Consider the following 15,677-nt stretch of genomic DNA (forward strand, 5'->3'; position numbering starts at 1 on the left):
TCCGGCGGTTCGTACTCCTCCGAGGGCGGCGACAGCTCCGGCGCCCTGGCCTCGGACGAGGCGCTGGCCGCCCTGCGCGAGAAGCTGGCCGGCGGCCGCTGAGCCCCACAACGGCGAAAGAGAGCGAGGCCGATGCCGTACCCCTGGCCGCCGATGGGCGTGCTTCTCACGCGACCTTGCCGGCCGCGGCCCTCAGCGAGTGGCCGTGATTCGGCACGTGACCACGCCTCAAGCCCACACCGCTTTGACCACGGCGTGGCCTGCCGAAGCCGCCCGCCCGTAGAACTGCTGGAGGTCCCTGTGACAGTTGAGGAACTCTTGCCTGACCTGCGCCTCGGTCCAGCCGGGGCCGATGATCCCGGCCCCGGCAACGTTCCACAACTGGTCGAAGGAAACAGTCGCGAGGAAATCCGCGGCCTGTGACACCCCAGGCGGCTCCAGAAGCATCAGGGGCGGGTCGGAGGGGTCGGCGTCCGCGCTGTGCGGCACGGGGCGGCCACCGTAAATGGGAAGTGTCCAGGGCTCTTCGGCGTCCGTGTCGCGGACGTCGGCCGCGGCGTAGAGATCATTGACAGCGCCCCAGACCTTGTCGATCGAGTCGGCGATACCCGCCGCGTACTCGTCGGGGTGGTTGTCCCAGGCCTCGGACATGAACGCCGCGAGCCAGGTGTGGTCGTCCCGGATCTCGGACTCCGCGACGGCGCGAAGGTGCAGGTGGACGCTCATCGCGACGACTCCTCCAGCTCGGCGGCCCGCATGCCGGGCCGAACAGACAGAACTTACTCGACGGCACTGACGGGCCAGTGCCGTCGGATCGACCGTGCCATCGGGCGAGAACGGGGGGGTGTGCGGAGACCTGCCGCGCACCCACCGGACTGCGCGCACACGCGGCGGCAGGGGTTCTTCACCCAGGAGGAGCCGAGCCGGTACGCTCCGTCACAGCGTTGGTTCGGCGGAGGGGGGCCGTCATGGGCAGCGGGTCGAGTGGTCGTGTTCCTCCGCTGGAGAGCCTGATCGAGCAAGCCCGGACGGCGGCCGCCGCGGAGGAGCGTGCGGACGCGCTGCCCTCCCTGGTCACCGGGCCCGGTGCGCAACGGGTCCACGCGGCCCGGGCGCTCGTGCGCCAACTTGCCGCGCAGCCGCCCGGGCCGGTCGGAATCCCCGCGACGGTCGGCTATGCGCCGGTGCGCAGGGGCGACAAGGTCGTGCACCGGCCGGTGTTCCCGCGGACGCCGCCCCTGTTCGCCACGCCGGAGCCGAGCGAGGCCCGCCGTCACCGGCAGGAGTTGCACCGGACCTGGCAGCGGTTGCGCCGGACGGAGGCGTCGATGCGGACCCTGCTGGCCGACGGGGCCGCCTCCCCGCACACCCGGCGCGCGGCCTTGAGCCTGGCCACGGGCCTCGAATCCGCCGTGCTGCCCGAATCCCTTACGCCCGCATCCTCCGTGACCGGTCCGCCGCCGGTCTCGGTGGAGGAGTCGCTGGCGCAGCGCACAGCGAACATGCTCGGTGTCGAGCCGGGAGCGTCGCCGCTGCGCTTCGGACCGGAGATCGCCAACGTCGCGATCCACGACTTCGCCGAGTACGTCTACCTGCGCGAGCCCGCCGCCGCTGTCACCTCACCCGGAGGCCGCCCGGTTCCGGTCGACCTCCAGCAGTTCCTGACGGCGTGCCACACCGCGCTGAACGACGCCGTGTTCGCCTACGGCCAGGCCGAGATCGACGTCGACCAGCCGGGCCACTACTTCACCATCGACCTGCGCCCGCTCGTTGCCGCTCTGGTGGAGTCGCTGTTCAAGCTCTTCCTCGCCGCGGCGGCGGCCCCGCTGTACGAAGTGGCGCTGCGCCTGGTCCCGGGCTACACCGGATACACCGGCTCGGCGGCCCAGGACGTCGTCAACGCCTTCGCGGTCTGGGCCCATCGGCTCACCTGGAGCTACGCCCTCAACCCCAACTCGGTGAGTTCGTCGTTCGACGACCCGGCGAAGTGGGGCACCTGCGCCCAGGACACGCTCACCCTCTTCTTCGCCGCCCACCCCGATGCCAGGGTCACCGACCGGGTCGGCGCCCAGCCCGGCGGCTACCCGTTCTCCCTGTTCGCCCCCGGCGACGTGTCGTTCGGCCTGCGGCTGACCTACCGTCAGGAGTGGCGGCCGCTGGGCAACCAGCCGGGCGAGATCGTCCGGACCATCCCCCTGGCCCCGAAGCAGGTCGAGAAGGTCACCACGAAGATCGTGACCACCCGCAAAGCCGCGCGGACCAGCGAGACCGCCACGTCGACCGAGACCTCCACGGAGTCCTCCAGCACCACGCGGGACAGCACCGACGTCGTCGACGAGGCCTCCAGCAAGTTCGGGTGGCACGTCGATGCCGAAGCCTCGGGCGGGATCGGGCCCGTCAGCGCGAAGCTGTCGGCCGGGGCGTCCGGGGAGCAGGCGAGCAGCAGCAAACAGGCGAAGACCAGCCTCAACGAGGCGATGTCCAAGACCGCCGGCCGGATGCGCCGCGACACCAAGATCGTGATCAGTACGGAGTCGACGACATCGTCCGAGACGTCCACGACGTCGGAGATCAGCAACCCGAACGACGAGATCGCCGTCACCTACGTCTACTCACGACTGCAACGCCAGTACGAGATCTACACCTCACTGGCAGAAGTGGCCTCTGTCGTGCTCGTGCCGGAAACGGTGCCGGCGTGGGACGAGGTCGACGAGTCCTGGCTGCGCGACCACGAGTGGATCCTGCGGCGGGTCCTGCTCGATCCCCGGCTCGGCGAGGACCTGGCCGAGATCGCGCTCCACCCGGAGGCCTCGGACCTGCCCGACGACCGGGGGGCCGCCCAGTCGGCAGCGGAGAAGGCCTACGAGACGCTCGGCAGCTTCAGCGCGTTCCCGGGATACCTGCCCGATGTGGTCGGCTCGTCGCAGGAGGCCCTCAAGGAGCGGCTCGAGCGTCAGCACGAGATCGCCGAGGCGCGGCGGCGGCGCAAGCACAAGGTGGACCGGCTCGTCCAGCACGTCCGGGCCAACATCCTGCACTACATGCGGGCGGTCTGGGAGGCCGAGGACGCCGACCAGCGGCTGCGCCGGTACGCGGCCGTCGCCGTGCCCACCCGTTGGACGTTCGTCCCCGCCGGGGCCACGGATCCGCTCGCGCCGCTCGGTGAGGTCACCGGCCAGTTCGTACCGGACCTCTCGCCGGAAAGCCTCCGCCCGCTCAACGAGCTGGTGAACCCCGCGGGCCCCATCGGCTTCACCGCCAACTGCGCCGTCTTCCAGCTGCGGGCCGGCCCGGCCCTCGTCGATCTCAACGACGCGTTGACCCTGCTGCGCTCCGCCTACGTGCGCTTCGCCGTCTCGGTGACCGTGGCCTCCGGTGACCTCGAGGTGCGCAAGGCCGTCGCCTACGAGCCGCGGCACGAGTCCGCCCAGTACGACCTGACCCACGACGGCACGGCGTGGCGGGCGGTCGACTCGGGCTCCGGGGCAACGGTCCCCGTAGCGGCCCCGGTCGCGCACGCCGCCGACGTGCAGGGCATCCGTCTGTGGCTGTCGCGTGCGCCGGCCGCCGGCGACCGCCTCACCGTCGCCGTCGCGGTCACCGACGAGCTGGAGGACCCGGAGCTGCGCGCACTGGGAATGAGCCGGCTGCTGCCGCCGGACGCGACCGCGGGCGACTTCTTCTCCCCCGCCCTGCTCGCCGACATGGCCTCCTACCTGCCGGAGGTCGCCGCCGTCGCGGGCACGGAGGGCACCCGGTGGGCCGACCTGGACGACGAGGAGCGGGCCGTGGTCCGGCGTGAGTACCACCGCTACCTGCTCGTGCGCGACCACACCCGCCGCTTCGTACTCGACACCAACAACGTGGTGGTCGACATCGACGTCGGCCGGACCCCGGTGCTCGAGGAGTTCAAGCGGCTGCACCGCGCGATCGACGTTCTCAAGGAGCTGCAGGAGAGCGTGCGGCGGCGGCTGGAGAACTCCCGCCGGCAGGAGCGCCTGGCCGGCAACGACCTGTCGGACCCGGACATCGACAGCTTCGTCGTCGTCGCCGCGGACGCGGACGTCACCCCGGTCGTCGGCCCCGTCATCGGCGGCACCACCGCCGCACCGGCACCCCCGCCTTCGTGAACGGAGCACCCGTGATGGCACACGGACTGGCCCGCGGTACCGTGCGGCTCGTCGAGCACGACCCCGACTGGGCCGCCGTCTTCAAGGCCGAGGCCTATGCGCTGCAGGCCGTCCTGCGCAGGCATCGCATCGCCGCACAGATCCAGCACGTCGGCAGCACCGCGGTGCAGGGGATGCCGGCGAAGCCCATCATCGACATAGCGGTGGGCGTGCCGAGCGCCGATGACGTCGGCGGCGCTCTCGTGGCGCTGCGGGCCGCCGGCCGGGACTATGTCAAGGCGGCCAACCAGCCCGGCATGCTGTTCCTCGCCCTGGGCGACGCCGAGCGCCTGTTCCACTACCACCTGGTCGTCGCCGGCTCACACGCGTGGGACCGGCTCGTGTTCTTCCGCGACGTCCTGCGCCGCCATCGCGGCCTGGCCAAGGAGTACGCCGAGCTCAAGCAGCGCCTGGCGGAGCGGTTCCCGCAGGACCGCGGCGCCTATACCCGCGGCAAGAGCGCGTACGTCCGGGCGGTCGAGTCACGCGCCTTCAACGAGGAGCGGCGCCGGATGCAGGCACGCACGATCGCGGAGGCCGTCCGGCGGGACACGTCCGTGTGGCCGATGCTGCGCACCGAACCGCCAGGGGTATGACGGCGCCGCGGATGGCTGGGCCGGAGCCCGTCGGGGCAGCAGGGCGAACGCCGGCCGCGGTGCGGCGCCCGGCGTCGGTGGAGTACGACCGCGGCAGCCTGGTGGTGCGCTATCCCGGCGGCGTCCACGACGTCCTGGAGCTGCGGCCCGCACCGCGGCCACGGGGCGCGCGGGTCCGTTTGAGCTGGGACCCGCCGTCGGGCATCGTGCTCGACGGCGCCGACCCGCCGGGCGCGCCGTTCGAGATCTCCGACCAGTCGGCGGCCCGCCGTCTCGCGCTCGCGCTGGCCGCCCACGGTCCGGTGGACGTCGTCGTGCGCGGCGCGCCGCCACCCGATCCGGCCCCGCGCGCCACCGAGGGCCGCGGCACCACCGAGCGGGCTACGTCTGCCCGGGTCGTCGATGCGGCGGTCCTCGCCGATCCCCGGCCGGGGTCCTTCCTCCTGGCAGCGGCGCGCAGGTGGGCGCCCCGGGCGCCGGTCCCGCTCAAGCCGCCCTGGTCGCCCGCGCACGTCGACGCGTTCGTGGCGTCCGGGTCGGACGCACGGGCCCTGGCCGCGACAGTCTGCCGCACGTGGAAGGAGTACACGGCCGCGGGCGGGGAGGGCGCCGACCAGTACGGCGTCCTCGCCGAGGCGCTGCTGGTCCAGGCCGAGCGCGGCAACCCCTCGGCGGACCCCGGATTCCTGGCGGTGCGGCGCGGCCCGTCCGGGTGGGGCCTGTACCGGCGCGGGGTGCGCTGGTACGACGACAAGGGGCTGCCCGTCATCGGTCCCGCCGGAGTGTACTGGGACCACACCTACGCGCCGCTCGGGCCGCCACCGTTCGCGGTGCAGCTCGTCATCCGCGACCCGGCGCTGTACAGCCTGGTGACCTACCTGCGGCAGGCGATGGCGGGCGGCACGCTCGAAGTCGCCGCGGCCGCCCAGGGTTATGCCGAGAACGGCGACCTCCTGCTGCCGGCCGTCATGAAGGACTGGGACTTCCTCGGCCGGCTCGAGGACGAGGCGCTGCGCATGGTGCCGGTGCTCGTGATGTTCCTGGCCGCCGAGCTGGTCGGGCGCTTCCTGGTGACCTTCGGCAAGGGCGAACTGCAGGTGCTCGGCCTGGCCGTCCTCGCCGGTGTCAAGGTCGCCGGGTACGCGATGGACGTCCAGTTCTACGGACAGGTGGCGCTGCTGGCCGTCGCGGCCGGGCGGGAGCTGCTCCTGGTGCGGCGCACGGCGGACGGCAGGCTCGACGAGCTGGCGCGGCGGCACCTGGCGGCCGCCGCCGGGAAGGTCCGCGAGATCGTCGTCGCCATGGTGACGCTGCTGTCGCTCAAGGCGGCTCGCTCGGCCGGCAAGCCGCTCCTTCGGGCGGGCCGAGCCGTCGCCGTCGCTGTCAAGGACGCGCTCACCGTCCGGCCCGAACTCGCGCCGGCGTGGGCGGGCGCCTACGGTGAAGGGCCCACGTACGCCGAGATGGGCACCCGTCCGGAGACGCGCTCCTCCTCGCGGGGAGGGGGCGCCGTACCGGAGCCGCCGGCCGGCGGACGGCCCAGGACGTGGCGGCAGCTGGAGGCGGCGGTCAAGCGCGAGTTCCACGAGAGGGCGCCGCGCGACAGCGCGACCTACTTCACGACGAAGAGCAGCCAACTGTCCGTGATTCTGGCCCAGTTGCGTGCTCACGTGGAGCGTCTCAAGCAGTCGGGTGTTCCCGAGCTGCTCGCACAGGCCGATCCGGGTGTGCTGAGCAAGACTCGTCGGGAGCTGTTGCAGGGCACCGAACTGCTGGAGCGGGCCGAGGCGATGGGACGGAGCCTGGAGGCCCGGGCACGGGCGACGGAGCAGGTCCGCAACCGCGTGAGCGACCCCGGTCTCAAGCGCCGGGCGGCCGAGGACGCCTCGGCGGCCGCGGCCGAGTACGCCCGGTGGGTCGAGTGGATGAACGTCAGGATCGGCGAGCAGAAGCTGGACCTCATCGAGTTCGATCTCGCCAACCGCCAGGCGCACGTCGTCGATCCCTCGTTCGCCTGGCGCGACCCCTGGCACAACCTCAAATCGGAGGTCTACCTGTTCTCCGTGAACCGGGCGCTGGGCTGGGAAGGCGGTACGGCGCTCGACGTCGGCGACGGGATGTTCGCCCACCGGATGATGTACGGGTCCACGGCGGACTGACCCCTTGGCTGTTCACACGCCTGAGGTCGATGCGTCAGGACGCGGTCGACGCGCGGGGTGCCGCAGGCGGTGAAGTGGTCCGCGCAGTGCCGTCACCCTGGCGGGTTCCGGGTGCGCTGCCCTGGGCGCGGTCTGTCCCACCGCGCACGGGTGGCGGCGAGGACCATCCGGCTCAGGACGGCGAGGCTGCTCGCGATGCGCCATTCCTTGCGGTAGCAGATGGCCAGGGCGAGGCGGGCTTCCTGTGTGTCGCGGTGGTGGGGACCGAGTGTCAGGTCGGCGTCGGCGACGACTCGCTTCAGCAGCGTGATCGCTTCTCCCGTGCGATCCGCCTGCGCGTATGCGGCGGCCAGGTTGATGCACACCTCGATGGTGTCCTGGATGCCCAGGAGCCGCTCCGCGTCCGCTGCGGCGCGTTCCAGCAGGGGAATCGCCTCCTGTGCCCGTCCCGCTTCCAGGAGCAGGAAGCCCATGCCGCTGCGCACGGTGAGGGTGTCGGGGTGGTCTTCGCCCAGCAGCCGCCCGAGGTCGGCCGCGGCCTGCCCCAGCAACGCGACCTTCTCGTCCACGCCGATGGCTTCGGACCGGTCCTCGCCCATGACCCGCGCGACATCGGCCACCACGCGCCGCAGGGCCCCCGCTTCCTCGGTCTGCCCCGTCTCCTCGTAGAACAGCACCAGGCCGGCGTACGCCGACAGGCCGTCGGGGTTGCCCGGTTCCACCAGCCGCCGCGCCAGCACCGTCGCCTCTTCCGTACGGCCCGCGTCCCAGTGGCAGACGGCCAGCTCGACGCGGGCGCTGACGGTGTCGGGATGGTCTTCACCCAGGAGCCGTTCGGCCTCGGCGACGTTCCGTCGCGCCGCCTCGCTCGCGTCGTCCCAACGCTCCGACGCCCGGTAGGCGTCGACCAAGTTGCTGCGGATCCTGCGGGTGTCCGGGTGACCGCTGCCGAGGACTCGCTCGGCGTCGGCGAGGAGCCGCTCCCCGAGAACGATGGATCGGTCGACGTGCCCTGCTTCGAAATGGAGCGCGGCCAGGTTGCCGCGCGCCACGAGGGCAACGCGGTCGTCGTCGCCCAGCAGCCGCTCGGCATCGGCGACGGCCCGTTCCGCCAGGCCGACCGCTTCCCCGGTGCGGCCCGCCGCGTGGTAGTAGCCGGCCAGGGCCGCTCGGCTCTCCACGGTGGTGGGATGGCCCTCTCCCAGGATCCGCTCCCGGGCGGTGACGACCCGCTCCGCGAGGGGGATCGCCTCAGCGGCGCGCCCGGCCGCGGCGTAGCAGCCGGCCAGGACGCTGCGCGAGGCCAAGGTGTGGGGGTGATCCGGTTCCAGGATCCGTTCGCGGTCGGCGACGACCCGCTCCCCGAGGGGGATCGCCTCCGCGGCGCGTCCCGCCTGCAGGTAGTAGGCGGTCAGGTTGCTGCGGGCCGCGACGGTGTCCTGGGCGTCCTGGCCATTCAGCCGCTCGTGCTCGGTGACGACCCGGGTCCCCAGGGAGATCGCCTCCGCGGAACGCCCGGCCATCGCATAGGAGTTGGCCAGGTTGGCGTAGGCTCTCACGGTGGTGGGGTGATCGTCTCCCAGCAGCCGTTCGGCGTCGGCCGCGGCCCGTTCCCCACCGGAGATCGCTTCCTCCAGGCGGTCCGCCTTCCCGTACGCGGCGGCCAGGGCGGTGCCGTCTCGATGGTCTCGGCGTGCTCGCGGCCCAGCACCCGTTCGGCTTCGGCGGCCAGGCGCTCGAAGTAACGGACGGCGGCTGTGTACACGCCCGCGTCCAGCAGACTCTCCCCGGCCCTCCTCAGCACCGGGTGGCCGCCGCGCTGCCACAGCAGGTCGTGTGCCACGGCTGACAGGGCGAGGGTGTTGGCGCGCAGCACGGCAGCGAGGTCCCAGTCCGTGTGGTCGCTGTCGGGCCAGATCGCAGCCAGGGCGTCCGCTGCCGCGGGCACGGCCGAGGTGGTCAGGTTCGCGGGGGCGCTTTCGCGGGCGGCGCGGGCGGTCAGCGCGTGCACCCGCACCGTGCGGACGCCGTCCTCCGAGTCGAAGTTGATCAGACTGTAGTGGTGCAGCAGCCGCAGCACGGACCGGGCCTGCCCGGCGGTGACCGCCGCGGGCGCCCGGGTGCCCGCGGCGGCGGAGGGCTCCCGGTGGGCGCCCAGGTAGCCGGTGACCGCCGCGTCGGCCCACAGGCTCAAGGGGTGACCGGCCGGGTCCAGGTGGGCCGTCAGGCACAGGGCCGGAGCGGCCACGCCCACCGGGTCGCGGCGCCGGACGGCGTCCAGCGTCAGCAGCAGGGCGGCGGCGACCGGCCGGCCATAGCCCTCCGTGTCGGCCCCCGGCGGCAGCAGCGAGTCCAGGCGGGACCGCTGGTCGGTGAACAGCCGCAGGTAGGGCTCGCAGGTCACGTCCTCGTTGATCATGTAGGCGGCCGCATGCGACAGGGCCAGCGGCAGGTGCCCCAGCTCGCGCACCAGGTCCGGGGCCTGGGCATCCAGCAGATGCGGCATGTGCGCGTCGGCGATCCGGTTGCGCAGATAGGCGACGGCTTCGTCCGGGGCGTAGGTACCGACGTCGACGACCGCCCGGCCGCCGCCGGACAGCAGGGCGTCCCGGCGCCGGGAGGTGGCCAGCACCCTGCCGCCCCCCGCGGGCGAGGACGGCGGCCACCACGGCTCGATGCTCTCCATGTCGGTGACGTCGTCGAGTACGACGAGCCAGGAGCGGGAAGTGGCGGCCAGCCACTCCCGGAAGACCCGCGCGTCGTGCTCGGCGTCCTGTCCCAGCGCGTCCGGCGCCTGCACGCGGAGGGCGGCGGCGGCATAGCCGGTGACGACCTGCGCCATGTCGGCGGCGTTCACCCACACCACCACCTCGATGCCGGCGGCCAGGGCCTGGTGCGCGCGGGCGGCGGCCAGTTGGGACTTGCCCACACCGCCACCGCCGGAGAGTACGACCGAGGTGCGTCCGGCCCAGGCCTCGTCGATGCGATCGCACAGGCTCGAACGGTGCTGGAAGGCGGAGGCCGGAGGCGGCACGGCGCCCACGAGAACCGGCCAGACCACCGGGGGCCGCGGCGCGGCCTGCTGCACGAGTCGGTCGACGTGCTGGATCGCCGTCGAGTTGCCGTACGCAACGATTGCCGTTCGGGCGGTGATGTGCGGAAGGGGGGTGCCGCCGGGCGCGGTCAGCTCTGGTCCGGGCCCGGCGAGGGAGGGTTTCCGATGTTCACGTCGCCCGTCTGCACCGCGGCCACCGCGTGGTTCTGTGCCTGGATGTGCACGTCGCCGCCAATGGCGACGCCGCCGTCCGCGGCCGACGCACCGCCGCCGGCCCGCTGGGCCAGGGCCACCAGCTCACGCAGTTGGGCGGCCACCTGTTCACGGCCGTCCTCGTCCAGCCCCTCCAGCAGATCGCGGAAGCGGGTCTGCCAAGCGGTCACCGCGGTGTTCCGCACGTCCGCGACCGCGCCGGGATCGGCGCTCTCCAGTTCGGCTGCCGTGCGGTTCAGCCTGTCCAGGGCCGCTTCCCGGGCGGCGCCCGGCGCGGGGCCACGGCCGAAGACACGAGCCACCCGGTCCCGGAAGCCCTGCCAGGCGTCCGTGCCGGCCGCTTGAGCCACAGCCGCCCCCGCCGCGGAAGCCAAGGCGATCAACGCCTGATCCAACATGCCGCCCCCCGTACTGCCCCTGAACCTGGGTGAAACGCGCGTTCCGGCATGGTCAGCATACTTCGGGCGTGGCCGCCTCGACCGGTCTTTCGCAGTGCTTCCGTGCGGACCCCCGGACCCGGCGCGCGGCCTGAGCACCGACTTTCCCAAATGGCTCAGTAGCTGTCGTAGCGGGGACTGCCGTTCGGCCGGTAGACGCCGACGACGGTGCCGCCCTTCGTGGTCGTGACACTGACGGGGTCCAGCGCGGTGGGGATCGCCCCGTCGGCGAACAGCCGCTTGCCGGTGCCGATGATCACCGGATGGATGGTCAGCCGGTACTCGTCGACCAGACCGTGCCGCATCAGGGTCTGGGCGAGGTCACCGCTGCCGACGACGTTGATGTTGCCGCCGTCGGACGCCTTCAGCTCGCGTACGGCGTCGACGACGTCCCCCTCCAGCAGCGTGGAGTTCTGCCACTCGACGGACGTCAGCGTCCGGGACGCCACGTATTTGCGCATGCTGTTCATCCGGTGGGTGAACGGGTTGCCGGGGTCCGCGGTCGGCCAGTACGACGCGAAGATCTCGTACGTCTTACGGCCGAGGAGCATCGCGTCGGACGCCTCGTACCAGCCGGAGACGGCCGTGCCGACCTCGTCGTCGTCCACCGGTTTCTGCCAGCCGCCGTGCTGGAAGCCGCTCTCGGCGTCCTCGTCGGGACCTCCCGGCGCCTGCATGACGCCGTCCAGCGTGAGGAACGTGCACACGATGATCTCGCGCATGATGCGCTCCTTTCGTCCACCGGTAGACCGCGCGGCGGCCGGAAACTCATCGGCGGGGACTTCCGGAGCAGCGCCGGCGCACGACGGCGGCGCGGCGGGGGCCCGTCAGCGAGTCGCTTCGCTGACGGGCCCCTGGTCCTGTGGCGCCCGGGCCCCCGGTCCTGTGGGGGCCCGGGTCCTCGCCCTGTTGAGCCGGGCCCTCGTACCGCGGGCGGCGGCCCTCCTCGCGCCTGCCTCGGGGATCGTCGGTCAGCGGGCCACGAACTGGGTCAGGATCGCCTGGACCTCGTAGATGTCGACCCCCTTGGTGAAGGTCTTCTCGATGGGAGCCGCACTGCCCGAGATCCAGATCTTCAGCTCGGCGTCGAGGTCGAAGGTTCCGGCCGTCTCCACCGCGAAGTGCGTGATGCTGCGGTACGGGACCGAGTGGTACTCGACCTTCTTGCCCGTGATGCCCTGCTTGTCGATCAGGATCAGGCGGCGGTCGGTGAACAGGACGGTGTCGCGGATCAGCAGGAACGCGGCATGCACCTGCTCGCCGTGGCCCAGCAGGCGGGCGTAGTCCTGCTGGGCGGAGGCCGGGTCGATGCTGTGCGCGTTGCCGAACAGTGCCATGAAAGAACCCCCCACGTGAGCAGTCGCGGCCGGCCGGCCGCCTGCGGTGATCTTCGCAGGGCAAGGGGGCCGGAGAGAAGCTCCCGCCTCGCCCCGGACCGTGCTGTGGCAGGCGTGTTACGCGGTCGGCTCTTCTTCCCCGTGGCGTCACCGAGGCCGCACCGATGAGTTCTGGCGTCCACGGCGGTCCACAGGTCGGACAGACCCCACCGGCATCCCCTCACCGGCTCCCGGCCGGACCGAGATCACGCTTCGCCTGAGCTGCGACACCCGCGAAGAGCGCGACATGGCCGAGCAGGGCAGCACCATGCTCCTCGACAGCCTGAACGCCCACCTCACCCCGCCCACCCGTCGGCCGGCGGTCGGCTGACGTTCTCGCCGAACCCCGGCACGGAACCACGCGCGGTCGCAGGATCACGGTGCCCTCTCCGCCGAGTACGGGCCAGGAGCCGCCGCCCGGCGGATCTGTCACGCGGCCGGAGGCGGAGTGCGGCGGCCGGTGGGGACCGACAGGCGCGGGCGACCGGGTGGTTCAGGGTGCCGGCGGTTCACACCGTGCGCAGTGCGGCGAAGCCGAGGAGCAGGGCGTCGACGGCGAAGGTGAAGCGCTCCTCGTCGTCCACGCCTGCTCCCTCGCGCGCGGCCCTGGCAAGAAGCGGATACCGCTCGGCCTCCAGCTCCGCCAGCCGGCTCCGGCCGCCCGGGTCCTGCGGACCGGCGATGAGCCCTGCCTCCAGCACCGCGTGCCCGATCGTGAAGACGGACACCGTGTTCAGGGCGTGCAGCGCGCGGCCGAGCGGGAAGCCGTTGTCCGTCAGCAGGCGCAGGCACGCCTCGACGCCGTCGAGTGTCGCCGGGGTGACCGCGGGACGGGAGGCGGCCAGCGGCAGGACGGCGGGGTGCCGCAGCAGGCCCTCGCGCAGCGCCTTCGCGTACGAGCGCAGCGCCTGCTGCCAGTCGGCGGCCCCGTCCATCGCCGGTGCGGCGGCGGTGAAGACCTGCTCCACCAGCCCGTCGAGCAACGCCTCCTTGTTCGGGACGTAGTGATAGAGCGTCATCGCCTCGACGTCCAGGCGCTCCCCGAGTGCGCGCATGGTCAGGGCCTTGAGCCCGCCGCGGTCCACCAGGTCCAGTGCCGCGTCCAGGACGCGTTGCCTGGTCAGGCCCGCGCGCTCGCCCCGGCCGCGTCTGGCGCCCGGCTTCTCGGCCGTCACGTGTTCCCCTTCCTCTCCTCGAGGGACGCATTGACTTTCTTACAAGGTAAGACAAAACTGCGGTCCAGCGAAACTTACCTTGTAAGAGTCCGAGCGTTCGCCCACGCCCGGCTTCCCCGACCCGCAGGAGCTGAGATGTCCGCCACCACCGCAGTCGACGGCAAGCAGGTCGTGCTCGCCTTCATCACCGCGCTCAACGACCGTTCGCGCCAGGACTGGGTGCGGCATCTCGCACCGGACGTGATCGACCACAACAAGATCATTTTCGGCGAGGAGGACACCCCGGGCGCCGCGATCGAGGGCTTCCGGCAGCAGCTCGCCGCGTTCAGCACCGACGACCCCGACGACGGCTTCCTCGTCGAACAGCTCATCGCGGAGGGCGAGGAGGTCGTGGCCCGGCTGCGGGTACGCGGCGTCCACACCGGGCGCCACCCCCGGATGCCCGAACCGACCGGCCGGCGCTGCGACGTCGAACAGATCTGGATCTTCACCGTCCGCGCCGGGCGGATCGCCGAGATCCGCGCGGTGAGCGACCGGCTCGGCATGTTCCTGCAACTCGGCTGGGACTGGCCGGCCGAGGACTGAGTCGCCGTCCCGGGCGGAAGCGGGCAGGCGGAAGCGAGCGCGCGGAAACGGGCTCGCCCGCCGGGCCGGCCCGGCAGTGATGCCCTCGGCGCCGCACGCGTCGAGGGCATCAGGCGTGTCACTCCGTGATCGCCGGCTTCGGTGAGGTCGTGTCAGCTTGCCGTCGGGGGGCGCGAGGTGCCGGCCGTGGATGCCGGATGGCCGCCGGCCGGTGAGGAGTCCGTGGCCCCGGCGGGCGTCTCGGGGTGGCCGGCGTGGCGCGGGGCGCGTACGGCGACGTAGAGGGCGGCGGCGACGACCACGGCGGCCGCCACGCGCAGAGCGCTCGACGCGCCGTCCACGAAGGCCTGCTGGGCCGTGCCCACAAGGCGGGCGCCGGCCGCGCCGAAGCGGTCGGCCACGCCGGTCTGCACGAAGGCCACGGAGGAGCGGACGTGCTCCTGGGCGGCGTCGGGCAGGCCGGTGAGGGCGCCGTCGACGCCGGAGCGGTAGCGGTCGTTGAGGATGCTGCCCAGGACGGCGATGCCCAGAGCGCTTCCCAGTTCCCGGGAGGTGTCGTTGACGGCGGAGGCGACGCCTTGGCGGTGCGGCGGCAGTGAGGCGACGATCGCGGTCGTGGCCGGGGTCGAGGCGAGCGCCATGCCCGCCGCGAAGACCGCCAGGCCGGCGGCGAACTGCCAGTAGCGGAAGTCGACATCGACGCCGGACAGGGTCAGCAGCCCCGCCGCGGTGAGGAGCAGCCCGGTGGCGCCGACGCGATTGGCGCCGAAGCGGCTGGTGAGTCCCGGCACGCGGCGGGACAGCGGCAGCATCACCAGGGGCAGCGGAAGCATCGCCAGCGCGGCCTTCAGCGGGGAGTAGCCCACGATGAACTGCAGGTACTGCAGGCCGATGAAGAAGAACCCGAACGAGGCGAAGAACTGCACCGTCACCGACAGGGAACCGGTGCCGAACCCGCGCAGCCGGAACAGGCGCGGGTCGAGCATGGGCCGCGGTGTGCGCAGCTCCCACAGCACGAATCCGACCACGCTCGTGACGCCGACGGCGAAGCTGACGTCGGTGAGGGGGTCGCTCCAGCCGCGCTCCGGGCCCTCGATGACGCCGAAGACCAGCCCGCCGACGGCCAGCAGCGACAAGAGCGCGCCCGGCCCGTCGAGCGGCTGGGACCGTTCGTCGCGGGACGGGGGGATGAGCAGCAGCGCGCCGACGGCGGCGAGGGCCGCCAGGGTCACGTTCAGGCAGAAGAAGGAGCTCCAGCCGAAGAACTCCAGCAGCGCGCCGGAGCCCAGCAGGCCGAGGACCGCGCCGCCGCCGGCGACGCCCACCCAGACGGCTACCGCGCTCGCGCGTTCCTCGGGCGGGAACGAGGTGGTGATGACCGACAGCGTCACCGGCATGACGAGCGCGGCGCCCAGGCCCATCACCGCTCGCAGACCGATCAGGACGGCTGGATCACTGGTGAACAGGGCCACCGCGGCGGCCGATCCGAAGACGACGAGCCCGCTGAGGATGACGCCCTTGCGGCCGTAGCGGTCGCCGAGCGCGCCGGCCGGCAGCAGGAGACCGGCGAAGACGACGGTGTAGGCGTCGACGATCCACTGCAGCTCGGTCTGGGAGGCCCCGGTGTCGCGGGCGAGGACGGGCAGGGCGACGTTCAGCCCGCTGACCGCGGACACCACCATCATCAGCGCCAGGGCTATGACGGCCAGCACCGCCCGCCGGCGCCGGGCGGACAGGGCCACGGAAGGGGATCGACGGCTGGACACAGGAGCAGCACCTCACGGCAGAATTCATCGGACGCTGAATTCTGCGCATGATGAATTTCTTCTGTCAACACGCCTCGGAACCGGCTGCCCGGATCCGGCCGCGAGCGCCGCCTGGCAGGGGCTCCGGGGCTGTGAAACGCTCGGTA

The 15,677-nt window shown here is 72.5% G+C and carries 11 protein-coding genes and 3 pseudogenes; 4 read left to right on the forward strand and 10 right to left on the reverse strand.

The window, feature by feature from the left end:
* Positions 1–228 precede the first annotated feature (228 nt).
* Positions 229–726, reverse strand: coding sequence for a DUF1877 family protein (locus ACI2LW_RS06220; protein ID WP_404729978.1), 498 nt, complete (start codon positions 724–726; stop codon positions 229–231).
* A 242-nt stretch (positions 727–968) separates the two neighbouring features.
* On the opposite strand from ACI2LW_RS06220, the gene ACI2LW_RS06225 reads away from it, so the two are divergent.
* The 3 genes from ACI2LW_RS06225 to ACI2LW_RS06235 are packed head-to-tail and all read left to right on the forward strand — an operon-like array spanning position 969 to position 6,924.
* Positions 969–4,130, forward strand: a complete 3,162-nt coding sequence (locus ACI2LW_RS06225; RefSeq protein ID WP_404729979.1) for a hypothetical protein — start codon at positions 969–971, stop codon at positions 4,128–4,130.
* Between the two features lie 14 nt (positions 4,131–4,144).
* Entirely contained in the window at positions 4,145–4,765 is a 621-nt protein-coding gene (locus ACI2LW_RS06230) for a GrpB family protein (protein ID WP_404729980.1), read from the forward strand.
* Between the two features lie 59 nt (positions 4,766–4,824).
* Entirely contained in the window at positions 4,825–6,924 is a 2,100-nt protein-coding gene (locus ACI2LW_RS06235) for a hypothetical protein (protein WP_404729981.1), read from the forward strand.
* 92 nt (positions 6,925–7,016) lie between these two features.
* Here the strand turns inward: ACI2LW_RS06235 and ACI2LW_RS06240 are convergent, their stop codons facing one another.
* The 8 genes and pseudogenes from ACI2LW_RS06240 to ACI2LW_RS06275 all read right to left on the reverse strand — a co-directional run bounded on the left by ACI2LW_RS06240 (position 7,017) and on the right by ACI2LW_RS06275 (position 13,180).
* A complete protein-coding gene (locus ACI2LW_RS06240) occupies positions 7,017–8,447 on the reverse strand; it encodes a tetratricopeptide repeat protein (protein WP_404730190.1) in 1,431 nt (476 codons plus the stop codon).
* 9 nt (positions 8,448–8,456) lie between these two features.
* Positions 8,457–8,531: pseudogene (locus tag ACI2LW_RS06245) on the reverse strand (hypothetical protein); the annotation flags it as partial.
* Positions 8,532–8,537: 6 nt separating this feature from the next.
* Positions 8,538–9,155, reverse strand: a pseudogene (locus tag ACI2LW_RS06250) (hypothetical protein); the annotation flags it as partial.
* Positions 9,156–9,385: 230 nt separating this feature from the next.
* Positions 9,386–10,012, reverse strand: a pseudogene (locus ACI2LW_RS06255) (NB-ARC domain-containing protein); the annotation flags it as partial.
* A gap of 95 nt (positions 10,013–10,107) precedes the next feature.
* Positions 10,108–10,542 carry a hypothetical protein gene (locus ACI2LW_RS06260; protein ID WP_404729982.1) on the reverse strand — a complete coding sequence of 145 codons (435 nt, stop codon included), beginning with the start codon at positions 10,540–10,542 and terminating at the stop codon, positions 10,108–10,110.
* Positions 10,543–10,745: 203 nt separating this feature from the next.
* A complete protein-coding gene (locus ACI2LW_RS06265; protein WP_404729983.1) occupies positions 10,746–11,351 on the reverse strand; it encodes a dihydrofolate reductase family protein in 606 nt (201 codons plus the stop codon).
* A 249-nt stretch (positions 11,352–11,600) separates the two neighbouring features.
* On the reverse strand, positions 11,601–11,966 hold the full coding sequence (locus tag ACI2LW_RS06270; protein ID WP_404729984.1) for a PH domain-containing protein: 366 nt from the start codon (positions 11,964–11,966) through the stop codon (positions 11,601–11,603).
* Between the two features lie 548 nt (positions 11,967–12,514).
* The gene (locus tag ACI2LW_RS06275) at positions 12,515–13,180 is read right to left on the reverse strand and encodes a TetR/AcrR family transcriptional regulator C-terminal domain-containing protein (RefSeq protein ID WP_404729985.1); all 666 of its coding nucleotides are present in this window, start codon (positions 13,178–13,180) and stop codon (positions 12,515–12,517) included.
* Between the two features lie 135 nt (positions 13,181–13,315).
* Between ACI2LW_RS06275 and ACI2LW_RS06280 the strand changes: the two genes are divergently transcribed.
* On the forward strand, positions 13,316–13,765 hold the full coding sequence (locus ACI2LW_RS06280) for an ester cyclase (protein ID WP_404729986.1): 450 nt from the start codon (positions 13,316–13,318) through the stop codon (positions 13,763–13,765).
* A 152-nt stretch (positions 13,766–13,917) separates the two neighbouring features.
* On the opposite strand, the gene ACI2LW_RS06285 is transcribed toward ACI2LW_RS06280, so the two are convergent.
* Positions 13,918–15,531, reverse strand: a complete 1,614-nt coding sequence (locus tag ACI2LW_RS06285) for an MFS transporter (protein ID WP_404729987.1) — start codon at positions 15,529–15,531, stop codon at positions 13,918–13,920.
* Between the last annotated feature and the right edge of the window lie 146 nt (positions 15,532–15,677).

Origin of the sequence: Streptomyces sp. NPDC004065, from assembly GCF_044903565.1 — a bacterium.
Taxonomy (GTDB): domain Bacteria; phylum Actinomycetota; class Actinomycetes; order Streptomycetales; family Streptomycetaceae; genus Streptomyces.